Annotated in this window: 22 protein-coding genes, 1 pseudogene and 1 other annotated feature; of the genes and pseudogenes, 5 read left to right on the forward strand and 18 right to left on the reverse strand. The window is 25.5% G+C overall.

Features of this window, described 5'->3' with window-relative positions; genetic code table 11:
• Positions 1 to 96: 96 nt before the first annotated feature.
• Positions 97 to 591 carry an NUDIX hydrolase gene (locus I4V63_RS03180; protein ID WP_195999853.1) on the reverse strand — a complete coding sequence of 165 codons (495 nt, stop codon included), beginning with the start codon at positions 589 to 591 and terminating at the stop codon, positions 97 to 99.
• 23 nt (positions 592 to 614) lie between these two features.
• Positions 615 to 1025, reverse strand: a pseudogene (locus I4V63_RS03185) (isochorismatase family protein); the annotation flags it as partial.
• A gap of 116 nt (positions 1026 to 1141) precedes the next feature.
• Between I4V63_RS03185 and I4V63_RS03190 the strand changes: the two are divergent.
• Positions 1142 to 1786 carry a hypothetical protein gene (locus I4V63_RS03190; protein WP_195999854.1) on the forward strand — a complete coding sequence of 215 codons (645 nt, stop codon included), beginning with the start codon at positions 1142 to 1144 and terminating at the stop codon, positions 1784 to 1786.
• Positions 1787 to 1818: 32 nt separating this feature from the next.
• Here I4V63_RS03190 and I4V63_RS03195 read toward each other — a convergent pair whose 3' ends face one another.
• The 3 genes from I4V63_RS03195 to I4V63_RS03205 form a co-directional block, all read right to left on the reverse strand.
• Complete coding sequence (locus I4V63_RS03195; protein ID WP_195999855.1) at positions 1819 to 3978, reverse strand: YhgE/Pip domain-containing protein; 2160 nt, start codon at positions 3976 to 3978, stop codon at positions 1819 to 1821.
• 9 nt (positions 3979 to 3987) lie between these two features.
• The gene (locus tag I4V63_RS03200) at positions 3988 to 6156 is read right to left on the reverse strand and encodes a YhgE/Pip domain-containing protein (protein ID WP_195999856.1); all 2169 of its coding nucleotides are present in this window, start codon (positions 6154 to 6156) and stop codon (positions 3988 to 3990) included.
• Positions 6157 to 6551: 395 nt separating this feature from the next.
• On the reverse strand, positions 6552 to 7466 hold the full coding sequence (locus tag I4V63_RS03205; RefSeq protein ID WP_195999857.1) for a Ppx/GppA family phosphatase: 915 nt from the start codon (positions 7464 to 7466) through the stop codon (positions 6552 to 6554).
• A 206-nt stretch (positions 7467 to 7672) separates the two neighbouring features.
• Between I4V63_RS03205 and I4V63_RS03210 the strand changes: the two genes are divergently transcribed.
• The gene (locus I4V63_RS03210) at positions 7673 to 7852 is read left to right on the forward strand and encodes a transcriptional regulator (protein ID WP_195999858.1); all 180 of its coding nucleotides are present in this window, start codon (positions 7673 to 7675) and stop codon (positions 7850 to 7852) included.
• 208 nt (positions 7853 to 8060) lie between these two features.
• On the opposite strand, the gene I4V63_RS03215 is transcribed toward I4V63_RS03210, so the two are convergent.
• The 5 genes from I4V63_RS03215 to I4V63_RS03235 form a co-directional block, all read right to left on the reverse strand.
• Positions 8061 to 8708 (reverse strand): HTH domain-containing protein, encoded by a 648-nt coding sequence (locus I4V63_RS03215; RefSeq protein ID WP_195999859.1) that lies wholly within the window; start codon positions 8706 to 8708, stop codon positions 8061 to 8063.
• A 426-nt stretch (positions 8709 to 9134) separates the two neighbouring features.
• Entirely contained in the window at positions 9135 to 11144 is a 2010-nt protein-coding gene (locus tag I4V63_RS03220) for an FtsX-like permease family protein (RefSeq protein WP_195999860.1), read from the reverse strand.
• On the reverse strand, positions 11134 to 11901 hold the full coding sequence (locus I4V63_RS03225; RefSeq protein ID WP_195999861.1) for an ABC transporter ATP-binding protein: 768 nt from the start codon (positions 11899 to 11901) through the stop codon (positions 11134 to 11136). Before I4V63_RS03225 ends, I4V63_RS03220 begins: the two co-directional genes overlap by 11 nt.
• Positions 11902 to 12294: 393 nt before the next feature.
• Positions 12295 to 13305, reverse strand: a complete 1011-nt coding sequence (locus I4V63_RS03230) for a sensor histidine kinase (RefSeq protein ID WP_195999862.1) — start codon at positions 13303 to 13305, stop codon at positions 12295 to 12297.
• A gap of 18 nt (positions 13306 to 13323) precedes the next feature.
• Positions 13324 to 13995 carry a response regulator transcription factor gene (locus I4V63_RS03235; protein ID WP_195999863.1) on the reverse strand — a complete coding sequence of 224 codons (672 nt, stop codon included), beginning with the start codon at positions 13993 to 13995 and terminating at the stop codon, positions 13324 to 13326.
• Between the two features lie 524 nt (positions 13996 to 14519).
• On the opposite strand from I4V63_RS03235, the gene I4V63_RS03240 reads away from it, so the two are divergent.
• Both I4V63_RS03240 and I4V63_RS03245 read left to right on the forward strand, forming a co-directional pair.
• Positions 14520 to 15935 carry a spore germination protein gene (locus tag I4V63_RS03240; protein WP_195999864.1) on the forward strand — a complete coding sequence of 472 codons (1416 nt, stop codon included), beginning with the start codon at positions 14520 to 14522 and terminating at the stop codon, positions 15933 to 15935.
• 103 nt (positions 15936 to 16038) lie between these two features.
• Entirely contained in the window at positions 16039 to 16389 is a 351-nt protein-coding gene (locus I4V63_RS03245; RefSeq protein ID WP_195999865.1) for a thioredoxin domain-containing protein, read from the forward strand.
• Between the two features lie 335 nt (positions 16390 to 16724).
• Here the strand turns inward: I4V63_RS03245 and I4V63_RS03250 are convergent, their stop codons facing one another.
• The 6 genes from I4V63_RS03250 to I4V63_RS03275 all read right to left on the reverse strand — a co-directional run bounded on the left by I4V63_RS03250 (position 16725) and on the right by I4V63_RS03275 (position 23153).
• Positions 16725 to 17222 carry a hypothetical protein gene (locus I4V63_RS03250; RefSeq protein ID WP_195999866.1) on the reverse strand — a complete coding sequence of 166 codons (498 nt, stop codon included), beginning with the start codon at positions 17220 to 17222 and terminating at the stop codon, positions 16725 to 16727.
• A gap of 185 nt (positions 17223 to 17407) precedes the next feature.
• Positions 17408 to 18601: a tyrosine--tRNA ligase gene (tyrS, locus tag I4V63_RS03255; protein ID WP_195999867.1), complete on the reverse strand. Its 1194-nt coding sequence runs from the start codon at positions 18599 to 18601 to the stop codon at positions 17408 to 17410.
• A gap of 114 nt (positions 18602 to 18715) precedes the next feature.
• Positions 18716 to 18974: a binding site (T-box leader), on the reverse strand.
• Between the two features lie 101 nt (positions 18975 to 19075).
• The gene (locus I4V63_RS03260; protein ID WP_195999868.1) at positions 19076 to 21037 is read right to left on the reverse strand and encodes a HAMP domain-containing sensor histidine kinase; all 1962 of its coding nucleotides are present in this window, start codon (positions 21035 to 21037) and stop codon (positions 19076 to 19078) included.
• Positions 21038 to 21455: 418 nt separating this feature from the next.
• Positions 21456 to 22085 (reverse strand): histidine phosphatase family protein, encoded by a 630-nt coding sequence (locus I4V63_RS03265; protein WP_195999869.1) that lies wholly within the window; start codon positions 22083 to 22085, stop codon positions 21456 to 21458.
• Positions 22086 to 22156: 71 nt separating this feature from the next.
• Positions 22157 to 22693, reverse strand: coding sequence for a hypothetical protein (locus tag I4V63_RS03270; RefSeq protein WP_195999870.1), 537 nt, complete (start codon positions 22691 to 22693; stop codon positions 22157 to 22159).
• Between the two features lie 52 nt (positions 22694 to 22745).
• Positions 22746 to 23153, reverse strand: a complete 408-nt coding sequence (locus I4V63_RS03275; protein WP_195999871.1) for a secondary thiamine-phosphate synthase enzyme YjbQ — start codon at positions 23151 to 23153, stop codon at positions 22746 to 22748.
• 253 nt (positions 23154 to 23406) lie between these two features.
• Here I4V63_RS03275 and I4V63_RS03280 point away from each other — a divergent pair, with 253 nt between their 5' ends.
• On the forward strand, positions 23407 to 24444 hold the full coding sequence (locus I4V63_RS03280; RefSeq protein WP_195999872.1) for a hypothetical protein: 1038 nt from the start codon (positions 23407 to 23409) through the stop codon (positions 24442 to 24444).
• A 331-nt stretch (positions 24445 to 24775) separates the two neighbouring features.
• Here the strand turns inward: I4V63_RS03280 and I4V63_RS03285 are convergent, their stop codons facing one another.
• Together I4V63_RS03285 and I4V63_RS03290 are read right to left on the reverse strand one after the other, a co-directional pair.
• Positions 24776 to 25834 carry an FUSC family protein gene (locus I4V63_RS03285; RefSeq protein ID WP_195999873.1) on the reverse strand — a complete coding sequence of 353 codons (1059 nt, stop codon included), beginning with the start codon at positions 25832 to 25834 and terminating at the stop codon, positions 24776 to 24778.
• Positions 25834 to 26280 carry a MarR family transcriptional regulator gene (locus tag I4V63_RS03290; protein WP_195999874.1) on the reverse strand — a complete coding sequence of 149 codons (447 nt, stop codon included), beginning with the start codon at positions 26278 to 26280 and terminating at the stop codon, positions 25834 to 25836. Before I4V63_RS03290 ends, I4V63_RS03285 begins: the two co-directional genes overlap by 1 nt.
• Positions 26281 to 26355 lie beyond the last annotated feature (75 nt).

Here is a 26355-nt window from a genome sequence, read left to right on the forward strand (position 1 = left end):
TGTTCCAATAATTCATCTAGATTTATCAACTTCATGAAATCCGACTCTCTTATTAACAATACAATACCTAAGAGTGATATTCAGCTCTTCATATTATTATAGTACTTCAATAAACTGAAGAAGTTTATTTTTATCTGGACTAACAAAATTATGAGAATGAATTAAATTAATTAATTCATTTTTTGTAACCCACTTATAATCAATAGTTTCCCGATCTTGTAATACAATTGAATCTTTCTTTATATTACACTTACATATATACATCTTATAAAATGTATTCTTCTCTACCTTTTTTACTGTATAAATAAGTTCTAAATTATTAGCTTTTATTCCTGTTTCTTCAAATAATTCTCTTTTTGCTGCATCTAAAAACTCTTCATCTTTGATTACACTTCCACTAGCTCCAGCTTCCCAAAGCCCTGGTTTATTAGGTTTATTCCAATCTCTTTGCATTAATAAAAAAGTTCCATCCTCATGATATACAATAACATCAACTACAGCATGCAAAATCCCTTTACTTATTTTCTCTCCTCTGACTATATCAACACCTATTTTTTCTTCATTTTCATTATATCCATCCCATAATTCCATACATATACCCTCCTAACTTTATTCTATTTTGTCATTCTTTTAATAGTATCATCTACTGAAATACATTCAGCATATCTACCATTCCACATAAATTCATTGTAATATTTATAACTTTCTTCTGCTGACATAAATTTATTATCGACTGTTGTATTTGCATATGCAGGTACAATAATATTAAATCCATGTTCAAAACCACATTTTATAGTTGCATCAATACAATAATCACTTTGTAATCCTGTAATAATAACATCCTTTTCATTATTACTATTTAAATATTCTAAGAGACCTGTTCCTCTAAAAGCACTATTAACTTCTTTATCAAATATTTTTTCATCATTCATCGGTTTGAATTCAGCATATACTTCAAAACCTTCTATACCTTTTGTTAATTCAGAATTAGGTCCATCATCATGCCTTATATATATTATAATATTAAATTATAATTTCTCTTATTCTAATCATTACATATACTTTAATCTCCAATATATATTTAAAACATGCTATAATGTACAAAATAGATACTATAAAAATTATTAGAAAGGTGTGTTTTATGAATAAATTATTTATATTAGTTGGTCCATCAGCAGCAGGAAAGACCCTAATTTCTAACTTTTTAGTTTATAAAGATATTAATATCTTGCAAAATCTAATTAATTTAGTTAATGATTTAGATAAATCATTAATGTTAGAAAATTTAAATATAGCAATTAACATCTTAGAAAAGTCCCCTTTTAATAAAATTATTACTTCTACTTCAAGACCTCCAAGAAAAAATGAAAATCATGGTGTTGACTATTATTTTTATAATAAAGATGAGTTTAAAAGAAAGATTAGTAATGGTGACTTTTTAGAATATGTCGAAAACTTCGGAAATTACTATGGAACTTGCTTAGAATCCATAAAAAATTCATTAAATATAGGAAATTCAATTATTGTTTTAGATGATAAGGGTGCCATAAAAATGAAAGAACTTTTAAAAGCTCAGGCAGTGACTATTTACCTAGATATCCCTGTAGATATTATGGAAAAAAGAATGAATTTTAGAAATGATGATCCAGCATCAATGATAACAAGAACTACTAATTTACATATCATGTCTTATAAAAACAAAGCAGATTTTATTATTAATGTTAATAAAAGAATTGATTTTGTTTTATTAGATATAATTGAAATTATAAAAAATACTATTGCCTGATAAATTTATCTTTGGCAATAGTATTTTTTCACTTACATTCCACTTTCTCTAAATTTATGATCCATCATACTTGATAATTTATGGAATGGCCTTTTAACTATTGATAATGCTAAAAACACTCCAATAAATCCTATTAATGCAAGTACATATGATTTCACATGCGATTCTAATGCCCCAGAAATTCCTTCTCTAAATCCATTTATAGCATAAGTAAATGGCCATAGAGGTTCTAATATACCGAAAATTTCCGGATTAGTTTGTATAGGATATATTCCTCCTGCACCAGCTATTTGAAATACCATCATTATTACAACTATAGCTTTTCCCACATTTCCAAGCAATGAAACTAAAGTAAATATAATAACTGTAAATGTGATTGAAGCTAGTATAGTAAATATAAACAATACTTTCATACTTTCTGGATTTACACCTAATATATAAATATCTCCTAAAACTATAATAAATGATTGTATTAATGAAATTGCTAAAAACAACAATAATTTTCCAAAATGCTCTTGGAAAGTATTTAATTTAAGTTGTATTTTAAATTTTTCCTCGCACTCTACAGATAAAAGACAACAAGCTAATAATGCACCAATCCAAATAGCTAATACAGAGTAAAATGGAGTAAGTCCAACACCAAATATCCCACTATCATAAACTTCCTCCTCTTTTAACTCTATTGGTGAAGAAATAAATGAAGCAATCTCATCTGGATTTTTAAGCATAAATGTAACCATTTCATCTATAGTATCACTAGTAAACTCCTTAGTTTCTTCGTTTAAATCATTTAATTTATCATTTAATGAAATAACCTTATCATTTAATTCATTAATTTGATTAACAGATAAACTATTAGTGCTAATCATAAAATTAGATAATGCTTTAAGCTCTGGAACTATTATTTTTGTACTTTCTAATATATTCTCAATTGTATCTAATTTTAAAGCTGAACCATTAGTAAGATTATCAAATACATTTACTACTGATGAATAATAAAAATTAGAAGCTTCACTTAAATAACTAGACATATCATCTACAGCACTTGATAAACTATCTAACAATTCATTAATATTTTCAGTAGCTTCATTATTTTCAATAGCAGAAGCTAAGCTTTCTATAAGCTGTTCTCTATTTTCAAATGTATCTCTTATACTACTTAATAAATTTATTTGCTGTAAAATTATATCACTACCTGCATAATCATAAATTGTTTGTAATATTTTAATATCTTCATCTAAAAAAGCTATAGCCTTATTATTTAAATCACTTATTTTATTTAAAGATTCTAAAATATTTTCTTTATTATCATTTTTAATATCTTGCTTAATAGTATTTATTAAGTTTTTAATATCATTATTAGCAGCTTGTATCTTTATTATGTCACTATCAATATTACTAGATGTTAAATTTACTATATTGTTTGTATATTGTGTTACATTTTTGCTAACTTCAACAATATTTTGGAGATTATTAATTCCATCTGTTATTTTTGGCAAATCACTTTGCATTTTCTTTAAGTAATCTTGAAACTCTTTTGATTGTTCAGCTGTATTAGTTATATATTCAGAAACCTTGTCCAAATCTTCTGTAGCTGAAACCATAGTTTCTTTTAAACTTAATATTTGTGGTTTGTTTATCTGTAGTTTATCTGCTAATTCATTTATTACTTTTATTGATGTTTCATTAACCGTATCTACAAAATTTGTTTTTATTTCTCTTACTACACTATCTTTTGCAACATCTGCTATTTTAGTTGCTATAGCATTTGCCTTTTCATTAGCCTTATATATAATTTGTGGTTTTCTCGGTGCTGTCGTAGTAATACTAATTAATCCTTCTGTAAAATTATTTGGTATTTCAATTAATGCATAATATTCCCCTTTATTTAATCCATCATTAGCTTGCCATCCATCTTTAAATACCCATCCAATTGACTTATTTTCCTTTAAGTTATTAACTACTTCATCTCCAACATTAATATATTCACCATTCAAATCCGTACCCTCATCATTATTTACTACAACTATAGGTAAATTCCCAGTATTAGAATACGGATCCCAACATGCCTTAATATTAATCCATGCATATAAAGATGGAAGTATACAAAGTCCAGTTACTATAATAATAGCTACAGGACTTTTTATTAACTTTTTTATATCTCCTTGAAAAACCTTAAATATCTTCTTCATATACTTCACCTACCCTTCAGCTTCTGCTATTCCAGACTCTTTAAACTTTCTTTCAAATTTACTAACAATGGGGTGTAATGGTTCTTTAAAATAGAATCCAAAAACTATAAACAATATAGCTATTACCCCTAAAACTAAAAAGTCAACTATTACACTTGACGCTAGTGGACCAGCAATAGCTTCTCTAAATCCACCTAAGCTATAGGTAAATGGAAAAAATGGCTGAAGTACTCTAAATATTAATGGATCAACTTGAATAGGATAAGTTCCTCCACTTCCAGCTAATTGTACTATCATAAATATTATTGATAATGCTTTCCCAACATTTCCAAATGTAGCTACTAGTGTATAAATAATAATTGAAAATGTAAAAGAGCTAGCTAAGGCAACTAATATCATTAGAGGAGTATTTACTGTATACACCTTCAATATAACCTTATTACCAACTGAAACAATTAATCCTTGAATAAGTGCAAAAACAACGAAAGTAATCATCTTTCCAAAGTATTTTTGCCTTAAAGTAATATTTTCACTTCCTTCAAAATCGTGGACTTCTGTTTTTAAAATAGCAGTTAACATTAATCCGCCTACCCATAATGATAATACTGTATAAACAGGAGCCATTGATGATCCATAGTTTGGAATTTCATATATAGGCTCATCTTTTATATCAAAAGGTTCTGCAATAAAATCTCCCATAAAGCTTGGATTACTTTGTAGTATTGAAACTATACTAACTAAATCATTATTTTCAACAAGCTTTAGCTTTTCACTTAATACTTGTATTGGCTCCTTAAACTGCTGCAAACTTTCGTATAACTTTTGGCTCATTTCTGCAGCTAGTGCACTTCCATCTGTAGCTGTATTAAGAAAATTATCTATTTCATTTACAATTCCTCCTGACTGCTTTATTACATAATTTGCATCATCAATTGATGTAATTAAACTATCAACTATTGTATTTAATTGTGGTTTAACCTTTGAATTATATTCTTCTACTACATCTATAATATTGTTATTTATATCTATTAAACTATTGATTGGAGTATTTAATATTACTGATAAATCCTGTTCTGCTGAAGTCATATCCTGCTGTAAACTTTTAATTTCATCTTGTTCATTTTCTAATTTACTTTGTACATTTTTCAAAGATACTATTAAATTTGATATTTCCTCATTTTGAACCTTACTATTTATATTTTCTAAAAAATTTATTGTTGAACTTATTGATTCATCTAAACTTTTTATTGTTTTATTTATATCATTTAATGTTGATTTAATTTCACTTAAGGATTTATTTCCCGAAACATTCTGTAAAGCTTCTAAGTGAGTTTGCATTCTTTCATTTGCATCTTCTATGGTTTCTAAGGTAAGACCTATATTATCAATACTGCTATTTAATATATTTTTTGAGTTTTCAGCTGAAATCTCTGTCTCATCATTTATATTAATAGCCTCTTCTAATCCATTAATTAATGTAGGAATAGTATCTTCAATTTGCGTCAAAAAGTCACTAACATTAATTGAAGTGCTATTTGCCCCTTCTAAAGCGCTTAATACTAAATCTATATTCTCATCTAAAAGAATTATTGAATCCTTCAATTTAATAATTTTATCCTTATTTTCATCTACTTTTTTACCAATTTCATTAGCAGTTGAAAAAATCGTTTGATTTACTGTTTCTATAAACTCTGAAGTAACTTCATCTATTAAATTAGTTTTAGCCGCACCTGCTATCTTAACTGCTACAGGATTGGATTTTGTTTGTACTTTATATATTATTTCTGGCTTTACAATTTCACCTGAAACAATGCTAGTTAAATCCTTTGAAAAATCTTCAGGTATTTCAATCATTGCATAATATGTTCCATCTACTAATCCTAAATCCGCCTCTTTTTCACTAACAAATTCCCATCCTATTTCTTTATTAGCTTTTAATTCATTTACTACATCTTCGCCTACATTTATTCCCTTATCATTTAGTGTTGCACCTTTATCATTATTAACAATTGCAATAGGAATAGTGCTTGTATTCTCATAGGTATTCCAACAAGCCTTAATATTTACCCATGCATATAATGATGGAATAATACAAATTCCTAAAATAATAATTATTGCTACTGGATTTCTAATAATACTCTTTATATCTCTTTTAAATACTAATAAAGCATTTTTCATATGTCACATCCTCCATTATTTTTCTTTAAATTTTACCCTCCTTCCTCTTTAATAACTTCCATTCTATTCCTTTCAAAAATTTATATCAACTACTTAACATTTTTAAAAATATTTTCCATGCACAAAAAAGGAGCAACATTAATAATCTGTTACTCCTTTTAGTTCACTTTTAAATAATAATTTCTTTCTATTTATATCAATCTTACATTAGTATCTAATCTTTATAGTCACTAATATATTCATAATATCAACATCATTCATAACTGAATTTTATCCTTTAATTATTTATCTGTAACTTTTTGCATATATCACAAAATGAAACTAATACATTAAATTTAAAATTAATCTTACTATTTTAATGAATAAATTAGTAAGATATATTTTTAAATATCACCTTATTTTTGCTTTATAATTTTTTCATAAATTATGCCTTCCCTAAGACCTAATGCACTTATAATAAATTTCTCTGAATTAAAATATCTAAGTATTACTAAAATAGCCCCAAGCGGTGCTGCAAATATTTCCGCTCTCTTCTTAGATAAACCTCTAAAATTATCTCTTTCATCTATAGATAAATTTAAAAAATCACTATATATTTTGAATACTTCTTCTCTTGTCATACTATAATCATGAAGTAATTCTTTAGGATAGTTTTTATCTTCCTTAGCCACTCTCCCTATATGCTTAGCAATACCACCAATTCCAATTACATTCATCTTATTATTTTTTGTTAACCAAGATATTTCATCTAACTTATTATTAATAAATTTTTCTAGTTCAATATTTTCATAATCACATTGAATATTGTTAAACATCTTAGTAAGTGGAATAGACCCTAATGGTAAACTTATAGTTTCTTTAAGTTCTCCATTTTCCATAAGAGTAATCTCCATACTTGAACCACCTAAATCCAATAAGATAGCATCTTTTTCTCTCATTGAATTTTTAACTGCTAAATATCCATATCTTGCTTCCTCTTTTCCTGATAATATATTTATATTTAACCCTAATTCAGCTTCAATCCTATTACATATATCAATTCTATTAATAGCCCTTCTAACGGCTTCTGTTGCAACAACATTAATCTCTACAACTTCATATCTTTCACATATAATCTTAAATCTTTTTAATACATTAATGGCTATCTCTATACCATCATCAATTAAATAATTATTTTCTGTCAAATAACTTCCTAATCTAATAGTTTCTTTTGCTTCATTAATTACTTCAAAGTTTGAATATTTATTTATATTATAAATTATTAACCTTACAGAATTAGATCCAATATCTATTATTGCTCTTCTATTCATTTTATTCACCTCTATAATATTAAGTAAATTTTAAACTATCTTTAATCTAAATCTATTTGTTAAATATATATTTTAAATATTTAAGCATTATAATCTCATCTATTCATTTTATAAAAATTATATAATCTTGCTTATATTTATTGATTTATGTTAATAATGGATATATAATATTAACTAATAATAATTATCTTTGAGGAGGCTATATTATGGATATTAAAGAAACTATTTTAAATGTTATGAAAGAAGCTGGAAAACCTATTAGCGCTGGAGAAGTTGAAAAACTATCAGGACTTGATCGTAAAGATATAGATAAAGCATTTAAAGAATTAAAAAAAGAAGAAGCTATTGTTTCACCAGTTCGTTGCAAATGGGAACCTGCTAAATAAGAGCATTCAAAAAACCCTCTGTTCTAAAAACAGTGGGTTAAAATTATCTTTTATGTAAATACTCACAATATCACCATTATTCTTTATCAGCACTATAACCTTACCACCCTTTTTTCAGTAAATTTAACTATATTTCCGATAAATCAATAACACATATCTCTATTTTTCTGGTACACAATATATTAAAATATATTCAATTTCTAAAATACTATTTTATATATAATTTCTCTTTATTATCTTCATACCTTATTATATTTCCTTCATAAATTTTATTAACAATTAAGACCTCTTGGATTTCATTTACAGAAACAAGGAAATATTCCCCATTATAACAATACAAATATAATCCTTCATTTCTTATAATATAACAAATAGGAAATGCTTTTATTTTCCTATCACTCATATAAACTTCTATAAAAAATTTGTTATCTAAAGCATTATCAATGATTTTACATACTTCACTTCTTATATCAAATTTAACATTATAATCTAGTATATATCGCTTTTTATATTTATTTAAAATTTCAGAGTACCTATCATTATCTATTATTCTAAATCTATCACTCAAATAAGCTTCCCTCAAATTCTCACTAATACCTTCAGAAATGTATATCGCAAATATTAAATTCTCATAATCCTTATATCTTAATATTAATCTTGATATATCATAATTTCTATCTATCTCAACTCCTCCATTTTTACCTCTATAAATTATTAATGGAATTCCTACAACTGATAATTTATCTAAATCTCTTTGAATAGTCTTAATAGATACATTGAAATTTTCTGCCAATTCCCTCATAGTAATTTTAGATCCTCTTCTCAACAGATAAAATATAATATCTAATAATCTCATTAATACTGCCTCACATATTTTATTAAGTTTTTTATTATATAGTAGCCTATAAATAAGACATATATAGTCCATATTATAATATTTTATAAAAAATATATACATAATAACTAAAAATCTAATTTTATTACTAATCACTATATATAATTATTAACTACTTCTAATTGCTGCTTGGATTATTATATACCTCTATTACATAATTTACAGCTAAATAAAAAATTCTAAATATACTTTAACTTACTTTTTTATAGTATTCAATAGTGATTGTCTCCATACTAAATTCATCATAAAACAAATTAAAATCTCAAAAAATATATATTATGTTGTTATTTTGTTTACTGTTATATTTATACAACAATTATATGGAAATAAAGTGATAAAAACCCTATAGATATCAAACCTATAGAGTTCTTAATTCACTAGAATATTTTATTTTGAATTTTTAACTATGCTCTTATAACCTGCATATGTTACATAGAAATAGCCTCCATATACTATAACAAGTATACCTAAAGTTAGTAATGCTGTTGGTCCTATATTAGGCTTCCCATATAAAGCTATAAATTTATTTACTACTGATATTCCAACAATTGAACTTACTATTGCAAGTGTTAATGGCATTGCAAAATAAATTGCAGTTTGAGTAAAAATAGTTTTGTTTATCATCTTTTCTGTTGCACCAATTTTCTTTAATGCTTTATATCTATCACTACTATCACTAGCTTCTGATAATTGTTGAAGCGCAAGAACTGCTGCACTAGAAATTAAAAATACAATTCCTAAATATAATCCTATATAAAGCATCATTGTAGTAAGTCCTTTACTAGCTTCATAAACTTGGCTTTTTGTGGCCCTTATCATAGGTAAATCATAAATTTCATCATTTTTCATTAAAGAATCAAATAAATTAATCATTTCTTCTTCTTCAGTAGGATCATTAGGATTCTTATAATTCATATTCATATATGCTGCATTTAAAGTCATATCTTTAAAATCATCTGGTACTATAATCGTCAGTACATTATCTGCTAATTCAGAATTATATACAGCTTCATTTAAATATTCTTTATTAGCTACTTTATACTCTTTTCCAGCTATACTAACCTGTGGACTATTTTTAATAAAGTTTTTTACTGAATCTTTAGCTTCTGTAAAATTAGATGTAACTAATATTTCATTATCACTTATACTTAATGGATCTTCACCATATAAACTTCTTATTTTATTATAATCTGAAATTTTAATAGCATCTATATGTTCCCAACGGTGTTTTCCGTTATCTAAGCTTTTTTTAAATTCTCCTAATGCATAATCCTTTAATATCATATTAGCATCTATACCATCTATTACATAACCATTGATAAATATAGGATCTTTTCCATTAAAATTATAATTTATAGCTTTAAATACATCTTCCATACTTTTATACTTATTTTCTTCATCTGTAAATAACTTTACTGAAGCATCAAATGGAACAACTATGCCTTTTTCTAAAGCACTTTTAAAGCTTAAACCTGTTGATAAAAGTACTATAGTTATAAATAACATAAGTGAAATTACTGTCATTGATGCAAAGTTTGTATTTACTTTACTACTAATTTGTCTCGTAACAAAAATATTTAATTTTTTAAGATATATATTCTTACTTCTTTGAATTCCCCCTAATAAAAAGCCTGCAATTCCATAGAAAAATCCTGCCGTTCCAATTATTCCAAATACTATAGAAAGCTTAAATCCTAACTTATCTGGATTTAATCCGCTTTTAGTTACTAAATAATAAGCTGTACCTAAAATCATAATACCTGCAATAAATATAATTGATGAAACTATTGGATTCTTTATTTTAATATCTTCATTTTTTCTTGATGCAGTTAACATATCAATTAACTTATATTTAGCTATAATTCTTGTATTAAATATCATTAAAACACCAAATATTAAAGCAAAATATAATACTGTTTTTAAAATAGCACTACTTGATATTATAAATTTAAATTCTGACATTCCAACGTCAAATAACTTAGCTGTAAATAGTGATAAACCTTGCGATACAATTATTCCTAATAATAAACCTGCCAAAAGGGACAATACTCCAACTATTAAGGTTTCACTTAATAATATCTTTGATATTTTTCTTTTACTCATTCCAAGAGTCATATAAATTCCTAATTCTTTTTTTCTCTTTTTAATTAAGAAATTATTTGCATATAATATTAATCCACCTAAGACAAATGATACAAATACAGAAACATATGATATTAATGTTGTTACAATAGACATATATTCTGCTTGATTCTTATTCATATCTAATACTGCCTTTTGAGATTCTATTGAATTAAAACTATAAAATATACAAACTGCAAAAGCTATTGTTAAAAAGTATATTGTATAATCTTTAAAACTCTTTTTTACATTATTTATTGCTATTTTAGAATACATTTTCTACATCCCCTCCAAGCAATGTTACTACTTCAATTATTCTATTAAAGAACTCTCTTCTTGTATCATTTCCTCTTACTAATTCATTAAAAACTTTACCATCCTTAATAAATAAAATTCTATGCGCATAGCTTGCAGTAAAAGCATCATGAGTAACCATCAAAATTGTTGCTTCTAAATCTTTATTTAATTTTTCAAAAGAATCTAAAAGTAATCTTGAAGATTTTGAATCTAATGCACCTGTAGGTTCATCAGCTAAAATTAATGATGGACTTGTTACAATAGCTCTTGCAGAAGCAACCCTTTGCTTTTGCCCTCCAGACATTTGATATGGATATTTATTTAAAACTTCTAATATTCCTAAATTTTTTGCAACATTTTTTATTTTCGTATCTATATTACTAGGCTTATCTCCTTGTATCGTTAATGCTAATGCTATATTTTCATAAGCCGTTAATGTATCTAAAAGATTAAAGTCTTGGAATATAAATCCTAGTTCATCTTTTCTAAATCCTTCCAATTGTTTTGATTTCATTTTAGTAATATCTTTATCATTTATTATAATATTACCTGTAGTTACAGTATCTATTGTAGAAATACAATTAAGCAATGTTGTTTTACCACTTCCTGATGGGCCCATTATTCCAACAAATTCACCTTTATCAACTCTAAAGCTGATATTATCAATAGCTTTTGTTATATTATCTTTATTACCATAATATTTTTCTATTTTTTCAACTTTTAATATATTTTTCATTTAATCTTCCCTCCAATTATTTTATACCTCTTAATTTAACAAACTCTCTTCTTACTTTAATTATTTGTAACAATCGCTGTCTTCATAATTTATTTTATACTATCGTTATAAAACTACATATTGAATTACATTTCAGTAATCTTACAAAATCGTAACCTTCATACTATTAAAACTTTTAATTTATTTAAGTTACATTAATATAATTTTTCAATAAAAATTTCAATTGATTTCTTATAACTTTTACTGTTTTTATGAAATTATCCACAGATTTATTTTTATCATAATTTCATAATGAATAAAAAAAGTTGAAGTTTAAATATTCCTATACTTTTGTAGAAATATTTAAACTTCAATCCTTTTATCTTACTAAATCCATGATTATGACACTAATATTTAAAACTCAGTAAACCTTCCTTGTGGGAAAACTATATTCACTTTAGTTCCTATGTTTTCCTTTGAATTTAAACTTATTCCAATTCCTAATTTATCACAAAGCTTTTTACATAAATAAAGTCCTATTCCTGTAGATTTTCCAAATTTCCGTCCATTTTCTCCAGTAAATCCTTTTTCAAATACCCTATCTATATCTTTTTCATTTATTCCAACACCATTATCTTCTATAGTTAAAATAATATTATTTTCATTTACTTTTGAATATATCGAAACTTTTCCTTCATTAGGCATAGAAAACTTCACTGCATTTATTATAATTTGATTTATAATAAATTCTACCCATTTTTCATCACTAAAAACATTTCCCTCTATACCTTTAATATCTAATTTTATATTCTTATTTATGAAATCTCTACTATTGTTTTTAATAGCTTTCATAACTATACTTCTTAATGAAAATTCCTTAATGATATAATCTTTACTTACATCACTGCTCCTAGCATAATATAAAACCTGTTCAATAAATCCTTCCACTCTTTTCATTTCATAATTAATTCTTTCGCTTAAATTACTATTATCATTTTCTAAAATAAGCTTAGCTGATGCAATTGGGGTCTTTATTTCATGTACCCATGTCTCAATATACTCCCTGTATTCAATTTGTTCGTCTTTATAATATTTAACTTTTTCATGCATAGATTTATTACATTCTTTCAAAACATCATTTATAATTCTTGTCTCTTGAAATCTAGGCTCTTCAATAACTTCTGGCAATAAATATTTTCTATCTAAATTTTCTACTGTTTTAATTAAATTATTTAGATATCTTCTATATTTAATAAATTCTAAAAACATATATATTAGCATAGGTCCAAACCATATTAAAAATAGTATTAATATTATACTTATTGATACTTTTACTATTTTCATTAATATTGCAACTAATAAAAATATTGTCAAATTGATTATTAAAAAAATCATTCTTTCCTTTATAAATTCAATTATGCTCATATTTTACTTCCTTTTATCTTATGAAATAATATATCCTAACCCTCTTCTTGTTTCTATTACATTTTTAATTCCTATTTCATCAAGCTTTTTTCTTATTCTTGTAACATTTACAGATAAAGTATTATCATCTATAAACATTTCACAATCCCAAAGATAATTCATTAAATTTTCTCTAGATACTATTTTCCCTTTATTTTTTATTAAATAGGAGAGAATCTTTAATTCATTTTTTGTTATTTCAATAGTTTTATCATTATAACTTATTGTTCCATTTGATAAATTTACTTTCATGTCTTTATATTCTAATATATCTACTTGAGCCGAATTTCTATTTACTCTCTTTAAAATTGATTCAATTCTTGCTAATAAAATTTGTGTATTATATGGTTTTGTTACAAAATCATCAGCGCCTAAATTCATACTCATTAATTCATCAATATCACTATCTCTACTAGTTACAACTATTATTGGAATTTCTGAAAACTTTCTAACTTCTCTACATATATAATATCCATCAAATATAGGTAAATTTATATCTAATAATATTAGGTCAGCCTTACTTTCTTTTATATTTTCTATTACATTTTCAAAGTTATCTGGTGCTTCTATTTCATATCCATATCTAGACAAAAAAATACTTAACTCATCTCTAATTGTTTTTTCATCTTCCACAATAAAAATTTTACTCATTTTATACTCCTCATATAATTATAAAATAAAAAGCTTTGTTAATATTTATATATATTAATCAAAGCTTAATTAACATTATAATATATTTTATTTATCAATATGTATATTAAACATAATTTTTATCTTCGAACTAATTTAAATTTTTCTTCATCATAACCAGCAAACATTACTAATCCAACTACTTTTATAACTTCAATTACTTTTTTCATTAATAATCAACTCCTTGTTTTATCTTAAGGTGTATCTTTATTATATTAACTAATACTTTATTTTCATATTTATGTTTATTACATTTACCTTTCATTATTGTAACTTTTAATTAGAATCCAGAATACTTTGTTATTTATAATCTCTCATACTGAAACTAATACTATAGTTGTTATCTCTTATCCTATAAATTATTGTCCCAAACCTACTAATTTTATTCATTACTTATATTTAAAATCTTATCTTATTTAATCTTTGAATATTAGATAAAAAATAGTAAAAAATATATTTAGTCTTATTATTTAAAGGAGAAAACTATGAAACTAACTAATGATATTAATATTAATGTGAAGAAATTACGAGAAGAATTAAATTTAGGTAAAAGCTTTGATGTAATTGAAAGAATAATAGAAGTCCATAATCATAAGTATTACTTTTATTTTCTCGATGGTTTTGTAAAAGATACAAATATGGAATATGTTCGTAGAGATATTTATAATTTAGATGAAAAAGATTTTAATAGCATAAAAAACGCTAAAGATTTAGTTGAAAAAGCCCTTTGCTCAATTGAAGCTTCTACTGAAAGTGATATTGGTAATATAATTACTGCTATACTTTGTGGGCAAACAGCTATGCTATGTGAAAACTTTGATGAAGCAGTACTATTAGATTATAGGACTTATCCTGCAAGAGGTGTTGAAGAGCCTGAAAAAGAAAAGGTCCTTAGGGGTGCCCATGATGGCTTTGTTGAAACAATAGTTTTTAACACAGCTTTGATCAGAAGAAGAATTCGCGATCCTCATCTTACCTTTGAAATGCATAATATAGGTAGTATTTCAAAAACAGATATTGCTATTGGCTTTTTGGCTGGAACAGTTAAAGAAGATACTCTTAGTAAAATTAGGGATATGATTGATAATTTAAAGGTTAAATCATTAACTTTAGGAGATCAAAGTTTAATAGAATTACTTAATTCATCAAGTTGGCTTAATCCATTTCCTAAGGTGAAATTTACTGAAAGACCTGATGTTGCAGCTGCACAAATAATTGAAGGTAGTGTTATTATATTGATAGATAATATGCCATCAGCTTTAATATTTCCATCTAATGTTTTTGACTTTATTCAATCTATTGATGATTATTATATGCCAGTGCTTACAGGTAACTATCAAAAACTAATTAGAACATTAGTACTTTTAGTAAATGTATTTTTAACACCGGTATATGTTTTACTTACAGATAATCCAACTTGGCTTGCTGGTCCACTTAGTTTTTTATTGCCTAAAGATTCATATACAATACCATTATTCTTACAATTTATTATTGGTGAATTTGCTGTAGATGGTTTAAAGTTAGCTTCATTAAATACACCAAATGTTTTAGGAACATCCTTATCAATTATTGGTGGTTTAATATTAGGTGATTATGCTGTTCAATCTGGATGGTTCATTCCTCAAAGTATCTTATATATGGCTATTGTTTCTCTTTCAAGCTTTGTTCAACCTAGTGTAGAGTTAACATTTGCATTAAAGTTTATTAGATTAATCCTACTTGTATTTACTGGTCTCTTTGGTACTTGGGGCTTTATTGCAGGAATAATTATAAGTATAGCAATTGTGGCTTCAACTAAAACACTTACTGGTGAAAGTTATCTTTATCCATTAATACCTTTCAATTGGAGCGCTCTAAAGCACTTATTATTTAGAACTAAGAAAACAGCAAGTAAAAAATAGTAAATTATAAAGATTAGTTTTTTATATATTAAATATAATACTTAAATAAATTTGATATAATAAAACTAAAATTTAATATATTAAAAGACTAGGAGGTTTTTAAATGTTTGATGAAAATACATATAAAGAAGATATTCAGGTATTTAAAGAAATAAATTCTACACAAGCAGATAAATTATTATCTGAAAAAAACTTAGCTGTTGTTTATATAGGAAGAGAAACTTGTCCTTATTGTCGTAAGTTTGCTAAAAAATTAAGTGGATTATCAGATAAAATTAATACAACTATATATTATGTAAATAGTGAGTCTTTCTCTGATAATAATCTTAAGGCATTTAGAGAAAAATATAACATTGTAACTGTTCCTGGATTTATTGTTAATAAAAGTGGCAAAATAGAGGTTAAATGTGATTCTTCTACTCCAGAAGATGAAATTTTAAAAATGATAAATTAATGTTTTAAGTATAATAATAAAAGCAAGCAATATTTACCTTTGAAAATACTACTTGCTTTTATTTTTTATTAATTTCTCCTATTAACTAAGCACCTATTCCAATAGTTATAACTATAACATATGGCATAAGCCATACTGCCCATACAAGTATACTAAACTTATGAAATTTGGCTTTTTGTTCCTCATTATTTTTATATAATACCCAAATCCTGCATGAAATAACATTACAACTATAGCTAAAGCTCCTGTTATACCATGAACCATTTGATTTGAAGTTAAAATAGAATCAACTTCTTGACAATAGTTAAAGTTCCTGTAGTATCAAATAACACTAATTAGTATTCACCTTGAATAGCTTTTTCTTGTACTTCATGCATCTTTCTCATTACAAATCTAGCAATAGGTTGTGCTATAAAAGTCTCTACAGCAAATGCTATTGCAAAATTTCTTGGCCATTTATAAAAGAAGTTATAAATAGGCTCCATAGTAATTTTTCCAACACCAATCCATGTTCCAATTATTGTTAGTAATATTGACATAAAAAACACTGTACATAATGTATTTACTATAATATGTGCATTAAAACTATCTTCTTTTTTTATTATTTTTCCAGTTAACCATTCTGCTGGCTTATGTGTAAGTAAAACAACTATAATAACACTAATCCATATGAATGGTACAACTCTCATAGTTTGTCCCCATACAGTAATATTAAATCCAATTTCAAAGCAAGTTATTAGTGGTGCAATTATACATACAGATATAACTGAAATAATTGCTATAAAAATAGTCATCTCCCTTTTATTTCTTGGTAACTTCATGTAAAACTCCATATTATTTTTTCTCCCTTAAATTATTTTATATCAAAAAAATAAGCGTGGAACCAATTAGTTGATTCCACGCTGAACAATTATACGCGCATAAATTTCTTTTATTATTATATCTAAAATTTATTTTTATTTCAAGAAAGATTTTATTATTTAGTAAAATTTTAACTCTCAACAATCTACTTATAGTATTAATTAATAATTATTTTAATAAATTTCTTTTTACCTATTTGAACTATAATTTCTGATTCTAATTTAAATTCTTCAATATTACTTAACTTTTCTTCATTTATTTTAACTCCACCTTGAACCACCAATCTTCTAAACTCATTTTTACTACTAGCCAATCCATTACTTACAATTATTTCGGATAAATTAAAATCATCATGATTCACTTCAACTATTTTTATATCATCTGGAATTTGCCTCTTTTGAAATACGGTTTTAAATCTTTCTTCTGCATTTCTAACTGCATCTTTCCCATGGTATAACTCAACAATTTCTCTTGCTAATTGTATTTTTATATCTCTTGGATTTATAATACCTTCTTCTAAACTCCTATTTATTTCTGCTACTTTATCTGGATGTATATCTGTAACTAACTCAAAGTATTTAACAATTAAATTATCTGGAACAGTCATAGTTTTTTCAAACATAACTGCTGCTGATTCATCAATTCCAATGTAATTTCCCAAACTTTTACTCATTTTATTTATACCATCTAAACCTTCAAGCAATGGCATCATTATTGTACATTGTGGTTCCTGCCCAAATTCCTTTTGTAACATTCTACCCATAAGTAAATTAAATCTTTGATCTGTACCACCAAGTTCAATATCAGCTTTTAATTCTACTGAATCAAATCCTTGCATTAAAGGGTAAAAGAATTCATGAATACTTATAGGCATTTGATTTTCGTATCTCTTTTTAAACTCTTCCCTTTCTAGCATTCTAGCAACTGTCATCTTAGAACCCAATCTAATTACATCTTCAAAATTCATCTTCGATAACCACTCACTATTAAATCTAACTTCAGTTTTATCCTTATCTAAAACCTTAAAAATCTGTGTTTCATACGTTTTAGAATTCTCTAAAACTTGCTCTGTTGTTAGTGCTTTTCTAGCTTGCGATTTACCTGTTGGGTCACCAATCTTTCCTGTAAAATCACCAATTACTATTACTATTTTGTGTCCTAAATCTTGAAGTTGTTTAAGTTTTCTTAAAACTACTGTGTGGCCTAAATGAATATCTGGAGCACTTGGATCTAATCCTAACTTTACTGTTAAAGTTCTTCCTTGCTCTAGCTTTGATCTCAAATCTTCTAAACCTATTATTTCATCAACACCTTTTAATATTATCTTAATTTGTTCATTGACATTTATCATTTTATTTTCCTCCAACAATTACTTTTTTTCTCAAACTGACGTGCACTTCACTTTAAGAAACTATATATAAATTGCGCAATTATTTTTAAATACAAAAAAGCCCTCATCCTATATGAATAGGACGAGAGCATTACTCACGTGTTACCACCTAAATTTATCATTATCTCACAATAACAACCTCTTCAAGTACGCCAAAAAACTTTGGTTATACCCTAGCACTATAACGTGTGCATTACGGCATCTGCCTACTGGTTGTTATCTTTCGGAGTGCTGCTCAGAGATGTATTCAAATCAATTTGTTATGTTCCTTTCACCAACCGGAACCTCTCTTTATAACTCTATTAATTTTACTCTTTCTCTTCAAAGCTTTATATTATTATAATTTATTATATTCCATTATTATTTTTTGTCAACAATAGATTTTAAATATAAGCTATTTATCTCTAAAATCTATGTTTAGAATTATAAAATAACTTAATAAATATCTGATAGTTCTAAAACTGTTTTGCCACAACTATATTCATATATTTTATCTAATTCATCTTTTATTTTTATGTTTGGTAACTGTACTTCAAAAGTACTTCCTTTACCTAATATACTCTCTACGATTATATTACCATTATGAATATCTACCATTGATTTTACTATATTTAATCCTACTCCACTACCTTCATTTAATCTATTTAAAGAATTATCCCCTCTTGAAAATCTATCAAATATTTTATCCCTTACTTCCTCAGCAATACCAATTCCATTATCACTAACAATAAATCTTACTATATCAGTTTCTAAAATGAAATTTATCTTTATATTCCCATTATTTTTTGAATATTTAATAGCATTAGACAATAGATTCAATACTATTTTTTCAATCATACTTGGATCACATTTCATATAATGTTCTTCCACATTAGTATCAAATTCAATATCAATATTTTTAGACCTTCCAAATGGAATTATCGATAAAGCTATATCTTCAATCAGCGATACCATTTCATAGTTACCAAAATTTGCTTCTACAATTCCTCCATCTATTTTAGTCAAATCTATTATATTATTTATTAATCTTAACATTCTATTACAATTTAATCTTAAGGCTGGACTATGCTTTTTATATTTATAAACAAACTCCTCCTTATCCTCATCACTAAAACTATCTAAAAGCTGCACACTTGAAGAAAAAATATTTAATGGTGTTTTTAATTCATGCGATAGCGTTGAGATGAACTCTGCTTTTTTTATATCATTTAGTTTATGTGCTTGAATTTCGGATTCTAACCTAATATTATTAGAAATATTAATATAACTAACCAAAATTCGGTTTTCATCTGAACTTGAATGAATAAGTTGAATAAAACAATCAATTATTTCATCTCTTTTAACATCTGTAAGTATCCCTCTCCACATACCAGTCTTTTTTAATTCCTCTGAAATTTGTGGAATTTTCTCTTTTATATCTTCAATTTCAAGTATTACTTCTTTAAATCTCTCATTGCTAATATCATTTGAAAAGCTTTCTTTAATTTTGTTATTCATATAAGATATATTTAATTTATTATCACAAATAAACATATTTGTATGACTATTATAATGTGCTAAATTATAAAACTTTTCTAACTCTATATTTACTATCTTTGATTCTTCGTAAAATAAATACAATTCTATTACTGTTCCAATAATTACACTAATAAAAGATATATAAGTAATTAATATTGAAGTTAACATTATATCAAAATATGAACCAGAATGAGCGTATATTGCATATATAGCCTTTATTCCTAATAAAGCTAAACTAACACCAAAACATCCTATTATTACGCTTTTTTCTTTCAATGATATAAAAACTAACTTAATGGCAATAATATAATATGAAATAAATAAAAATATATTATAATAAAAATATATACTATCAGGTATATTCAAAATTGTTACTGTTAAATATTTTTCAATTACTCCTACTATAAAAGAATATAAAATAAGAAATATTACTAAAAATGCTCTATTTTCATTTATAAATTTATATAATTTACTTTTTGGAAAAAAGAGTATATAAAGTATTATCATTCTTAACATTGATGTGGAAATCATTATATAATCTGAAATATAAAATTCATCATTTATTAAAGTAAAGTAATCAAACTGATCTGTAATTATCCCAATTGCTAACCCTATATACTCTAATATTAATACAAATACTGTATTTTTTTTTGTTTTTCTATATAAAATTAAACAACTTATAATTGAAATAATAGCTAAAAAACTATTAATTAGTTTTAATAATTCTAAAGTAGCTGATAAATATTCTTTATTATTGCCTGCTATAAATATCTTATAAACAAAAAATAATATCATAACTAAAGCTAACATAAAAAAAATACTTATTATCTTACTTGCTTTTTCATCCATGGTGTATTCTTTTATAAATACCTTCCCCATAAATCATATCCCCCTTAACCATAAATAGCATAAATACTTTATGTTATACTTTTAAACATCCAATAAAAGTTTTCCTGTATTAATACTTTTTTATATTTTATACCTTTTTTCTTTTTTTTTCTATATTTTTTTATTTTTTTTATTATAATCAAACATTTTATTTAATATCAAAAGTCTAATTTATTATATTTTTTACTTTTTTACATAAATTTGTATAAAAGTTTTTTTTAAAATCTATCCCTTTTTAAAAATAAAAAACCTTAATCAAATTCTTTTATTTGATTAAGGTTAAAATAACCATTTAAAATTCTTTTTTGTTTCTCGAAAATTGATTATTAATATTTCACTTTTTTAATACCAAATATATCATAAATCTTGCCACTGTATATTTAATAGTACTTAGCTAACTTTTTACTATTTACCACCCTAACTTCTGATATTTTACTGTAAAATGGCTACCATCATTTTTAAATTCTATATTAAAATTATTATTCTCATCTACATTAATTTTAGTTAAAGTTGCTTGTCCCATAACTTCCGAATTTACCTCTTTATCCTTAAAGTAATACATAATAGCTTTAAGAGTTATTCCATGCGCTACAATTAAAATAGTTTTCCCTATATTTTCTTTTATTATCTTATTCATAGTGTTGGCTACCCTACCTCTAACTTCATCTAAATTTTCACCATTTGGTGCTGATAATTCAGTGTTACCTTTCATAATAAGGTCTATATCCCAACTTGGATTTTCTTTCCTAACTTCATCAGTTTTTCTTCCCTCATAATCACCAAAACACATTTCCATAAATCCATCATCGGTTATAATTTCAATATCTTTATCACCTTTAATAATTTTAGCTGTTTCAAATGCTCTTTCAATTGGGCTAGAATAAATAATATCTATATGTATATTTTTAAGTCTATCTCGTAGTTCTTTAGCTCTTTCTATTCCTTCATCAGTTAATGGTGAGTTCCCTCTTCCCTGTAATCTTTTTTCTAAATTCCATAAAGTTTGACCATGTCTTGTTAAATAAATTATTGTATTCATAAACTAATCCTCTCATAATATAAGTATCTTTTATAATTATCTATTTCTTTAATTCTATAAATATAGTTTATCTATTCTTGCTGGCTTACTATTTCAGCCTCAACATATGGAATTTCATCTATACCATATTCTTTTCTAATTACTTCAGTATCAATATCAATTCCACCAAAAACTATTTCTATTTCTTTATTAATTATTGATACATCACTTACTTGTACCTTATCCAAATCAATTAAGCCTTGCTCTTTATAATATCTATTTATAAGTTTATCAACTTCTAATTTAAAATCATTTCCTTCAAAACTTATCCCTTCTAAATCTGTAAAACTATTTATTACATAATTAAAAACTTTTTTTGATATAGAATTCACTATATTCATTTTTAAAACTTTAAAGCTATTTATATTTAAATAAACACTATTAAATTCAACTTTTGAAATGTTTAATTCTGTTTCAATATTTATATTCATTCCTAAAAATTGCACTATTCCAATTAATCTTAATTTATCATTAATAAATATATCAGTTATATTAATTTTATTTTGTAATTTTAAAAAATTTTTTATATCAGTTTTTGTTATTCCTACTATCATCTTTTTTAATTTCATGTAATTTTCCTCCTGAGCGTTTAATACTAATTTTCCTTATAAAAATATTAAATTATCCTTCTATTATCTTAACATAAAAATTTCTATTTCTTGGTCCATCAAATTCGCAAAAATATATATCTTGCCACATACCTAAAATAAGTTCTCCATTATCAATTATAAGGGTCTGAGAAGCTCCCATAGTTGATGATTTCATATGTGCATGAGAATTACCTTCGTAATGTCTATAATTATTATCATTGGTTGGATATACCTTTTCAAATCCATAAATCAAATCTCTCACAACATCTGGATCAGCATTTTCATTTACAGTGATTCCAGCTGTCGTATGTGGACAATAAACTACGACAATCCCATCCTTAACTCCACTTTCTTTAATATCAGCTTTTATCATTTCTGTAATATCAATCATAGTTTGAGATTTGCTTATAGTTAATGAATGTTTATATAACTTTTTCATTATTCTTCATTCCCTCCTCTACCTTATCTACTATTTTAAATTATAACATATCATTTATTACTAAAGTTTTAAAAGTAATGAATCTTATTTCATCGACCTCATAATTTAGTATTACATTAAAATCTCTAACAAATGTAATATCATTCTATATATTGCCTTTAACAGTAACACCCTTCTTATTTTTTACATATTTTACATTAGAATGTTTTAGTTATTTTACTAAGAATAACTTTATAAAGAGGTTGTTTATATTATGACAAAACTTAAATTTGCTACTACTTATAATTTTGACTATTCATTAACACCAAATTCAATCGTTGAATGCCAAAATGGTGATTATATAATTGTTGGAAAGGCCCATAATAAAGACATTAATTCATCTGCCTTTGCTATAAGAATAAATTACAAAGGTAACATGGTTTGGGAAAAAGTATATAGTTCACCACTTTCTCAATTTTTCACTTCAATCATCCAAACAACTAATGGAGATTTGGTGGCTACCGGTATATATTGCTATTCCGAGTATGCTAATGATGAATATACCTGGATAGTTAAATTAAATGAAAATGGAGATATTCTATGGCAAAAAACACTAGGATTTGTTGGCATGCAATCTGAAGGCTATGATATATGCGCTACATCTGATGGTGGATTTGCCATAACTAGTTTATTTTATGATGGCATTAGTGATAAAACTAGGATTTTCAAATTCAATAATGAATTTGAGTTACAGTGGGATGAATTATTTGACATAGGCGTTGCCTTTTCAATAATTGAAACTATGGATAATGGATTTATGTTATCTGGAGCTATAAGTACATTAAATTCATCTTTAAATAATATTTTCCTCTTAAGAATAGATTCAAATGGTAAAAAATTATGGGATAGAATTTATAATGAATTTACAGATAGTGACCTTGTAAACTCATCTATTATCGAGACAAAAAATGGACATTTTGCTGTAGTAGCAAAATCTATTATATTTGAAGTAAATTCTATTGGTAATATTATGTGGTCTAAAAAAAATTCTAATTATAAATTAAATAATATAATTCAATCAAAGGAAAGTAATTATATTATTTCTGGAATTTCAACAATTTGTAATAACCCCCACTCTTTTATTGAATGTATAGATATCGATAACCAAGAAAGTTTATGGAATACTACAGAAATACTATGCCCTAGTCAAACTACAGATTTAGTTTTATCTAAAGACGGTTACTTTGTTACCTGTGGTTATACATCTATAACCCTAGATAAATCATTAGTTTTCTTTGCAGTATTTGTTTAAATCACTATCTTTTTATTTCTATTTATATATCTGATAATTTAATAACAAATAAATCAAAGTTGAGCTATTCTAGAAAAAATATTGACGCTAAATTTGATTTTGAAGTTAATGTACTTGATTTTAAAGGTTATTATGCTGGTACTGCTGGAGCAGTAAGTTCTTAGATTATCGTAAAGTATATTTAAAACCAAAAGAATTAAGGGAGTTAGGTGTCGAACCTACTCCCTTAAAATACTTACATCCACAGGCACAATGCACGGTGGTTTTACGCATTACTCTATAAAAATTTTATTATAAAACTAGTATTATGATTCATTATTATAGAAGACTTCTATGCTTCATTTACATTCATTAATACCTTTTTACTTATGCTATTAGTTATATAATCAAATCCCTTACTATATAATGCTCCAAAAACATTATTTGTAATACGGAATATTATCGCTCCTCCAAGACCTAAAATAGGTGTTGCTGTAGATAAAGCACCTAATGCATTACATACAATCTGCCATTTATAAGTTGCACTGAATCCAACCATAACTCCACCCATCAATCCTATAAAGCCTCTAAGTTCCTCTGGCATTAAAATATAAATAACTCCGTATATTAGAGATCCCAAAACCATATATTTCATTCTATCTTTGTAACGTATTTGTAATTGTTCCCTATCCGGATGAAATACTGACATACATGCAATTCCTATCCACATAGCCTTTGGAAGGTGTAAAAGTTCTCCAATTAATACTGCTGAAGTTACTACAAAAGTAAATTTAAATTGCCATTTTGTTCTTTCTGTATTAAAATCAATATCTTTTATTATATCAGAAAATTTGTTTTCAAACTTTATTTTTCTTTGTCTTATGTAAAATATTGATGCCACTAAAACTCCAGAAAAAATTAATGCTATAATACGATTTATAAGAATTTCTGTATTATCAACCTTATATCCATATAAAAGAAGATATGATACTACAACCACACTATGATTACATAACTTTACATTGTGACACGTTAAAATTAATATACTTATTATTGAAATAAAATTTATTATAAATCCTAAAATAGGAATCATACTACTTGCAACATATGGTCCTATTATTAAAATCAAAAATACTCCAAATATAGTTACTGCTGATTGTCCAACATTAAAATCTAAATTGGAAAATCTAAAAGTTAATAAAATTATAACTGTTACAACCCCAACTATACTATTTTCTGTTCCAAAAACCGCACTAAAACAAACAACAACAAGCATACAAAATAAAGGACATAATATTGATTTTAATATCATTGCTGCCATATACTTATTTTTTATTTCTTTACTCTCAGCATTCCTTATTAATGTCTTTAAACTCTTAGCATCTAATTGCATAGCTCCATAAAAGCTCATTATTCTACTCCACCTTCTTCATTTAATTTTTCGTTGGCCATTTTTATATAATATATTAATTGTAAAAAATCTTTATCTCCTAGTTTTCTTCTCAAATTATATATTGGACCTAAATAAAATCGAAATATCTCTTCAACTTTTTTTTCACCAGCTTCTGTAATAAAAACATTGTAACTTCTTTTATCATGAGAATCTACCTCTTTAATTACATAGCCATCTTGAATTAAACTCTCTATTAATCTACTTATTATAGTTTTACTAACACACATTACTTTACTAAGCTTTAATGGAGTCATTCCTCCATTGTTAATTATAAGCTGAGCTAATAAATCTAAATGCTGAGTTGATATTCCATGTTCTTTTGTAACACGACGTACAATAGTTCTACTAAATAATCTTATTTCATTCATGTTTTCAATCATCGTTATCCAATCATTATTTTGCATGATCACACCCTCCCCTAAATATAATATAAACAAAATAGTTTACTTTGTGAACTTTTTTCAAATTTATTTTATTCT

This window comes from Clostridium sp. 1001271B_151109_B4 (assembly GCF_015670405.1).
In the GTDB taxonomy this organism is placed as follows: domain Bacteria; phylum Bacillota; class Clostridia; order Clostridiales; family Clostridiaceae; genus Clostridium.

Coding starts and splice junctions, on each gene's coding strand:
- I4V63_RS03260 (WP_195999868.1), bottom strand. CDS start 21,037: ATGGGGAAGGTATTTATAAAAGAATACACCATGGATGAAAAAGCAAGT.
- I4V63_RS03215 (WP_195999859.1), bottom strand. CDS start 8,708: ATGAGATTATTAGATATTATATTTTATCTGTTGAGAAGAGGATCTAAA.
- I4V63_RS03270 (WP_195999870.1), bottom strand. CDS start 22,693: ATGAAATTAAAAAAGATGATAGTAGGAATAACAAAAACTGATATAAAA.
- I4V63_RS03190 (WP_195999854.1), top strand. CDS start 1,142: ATGAATAAATTATTTATATTAGTTGGTCCATCAGCAGCAGGAAAGACC.
- tyrS (WP_195999867.1), bottom strand. CDS start 18,601: ATGATAAATGTCAATGAACAAATTAAGATAATATTAAAAGGTGTTGAT.
- I4V63_RS03285 (WP_195999873.1), bottom strand. CDS start 25,834: ATGAGCTTTTATGGAGCTATGCAATTAGATGCTAAGAGTTTAAAGACA.
- I4V63_RS03290 (WP_195999874.1), bottom strand. CDS start 26,280: ATGCAAAATAATGATTGGATAACGATGATTGAAAACATGAATGAAATA.
- I4V63_RS03220 (WP_195999860.1), bottom strand. CDS start 11,144: ATGTATTCTAAAATAGCAATAAATAATGTAAAAAAGAGTTTTAAAGAT.
- I4V63_RS03250 (WP_195999866.1), bottom strand. CDS start 17,222: ATGGAGTTTTACATGAAGTTACCAAGAAATAAAAGGGAGATGACTATT.
- I4V63_RS03240 (WP_195999864.1), top strand. CDS start 14,520: ATGAAACTAACTAATGATATTAATATTAATGTGAAGAAATTACGAGAA.
- I4V63_RS03265 (WP_195999869.1), bottom strand. CDS start 22,085: ATGAATACAATAATTTATTTAACAAGACATGGTCAAACTTTATGGAAT.
- I4V63_RS03225 (WP_195999861.1), bottom strand. CDS start 11,901: ATGAAAAATATATTAAAAGTTGAAAAAATAGAAAAATATTATGGTAAT.
- I4V63_RS03200 (WP_195999856.1), bottom strand. CDS start 6,156: ATGAAAAATGCTTTATTAGTATTTAAAAGAGATATAAAGAGTATTATT.
- I4V63_RS03205 (WP_195999857.1), bottom strand. CDS start 7,466: ATGAATAGAAGAGCAATAATAGATATTGGATCTAATTCTGTAAGGTTA.
- I4V63_RS03245 (WP_195999865.1), top strand. CDS start 16,039: ATGTTTGATGAAAATACATATAAAGAAGATATTCAGGTATTTAAAGAA.
- I4V63_RS03180 (WP_195999853.1), bottom strand. CDS start 591: ATGGAATTATGGGATGGATATAATGAAAATGAAGAAAAAATAGGTGTT.
- I4V63_RS03235 (WP_195999863.1), bottom strand. CDS start 13,995: ATGAGTAAAATTTTTATTGTGGAAGATGAAAAAACAATTAGAGATGAG.
- I4V63_RS03275 (WP_195999871.1), bottom strand. CDS start 23,153: ATGAAAAAGTTATATAAACATTCATTAACTATAAGCAAATCTCAAACT.
- I4V63_RS03195 (WP_195999855.1), bottom strand. CDS start 3,978: ATGAAGAAGATATTTAAGGTTTTTCAAGGAGATATAAAAAAGTTAATA.
- I4V63_RS03280 (WP_195999872.1), top strand. CDS start 23,407: ATGACAAAACTTAAATTTGCTACTACTTATAATTTTGACTATTCATTA.
- I4V63_RS03210 (WP_195999858.1), top strand. CDS start 7,673: ATGGATATTAAAGAAACTATTTTAAATGTTATGAAAGAAGCTGGAAAA.
- I4V63_RS03230 (WP_195999862.1), bottom strand. CDS start 13,305: ATGAGCATAATTGAATTTATAAAGGAAAGAATGATTTTTTTAATAATC.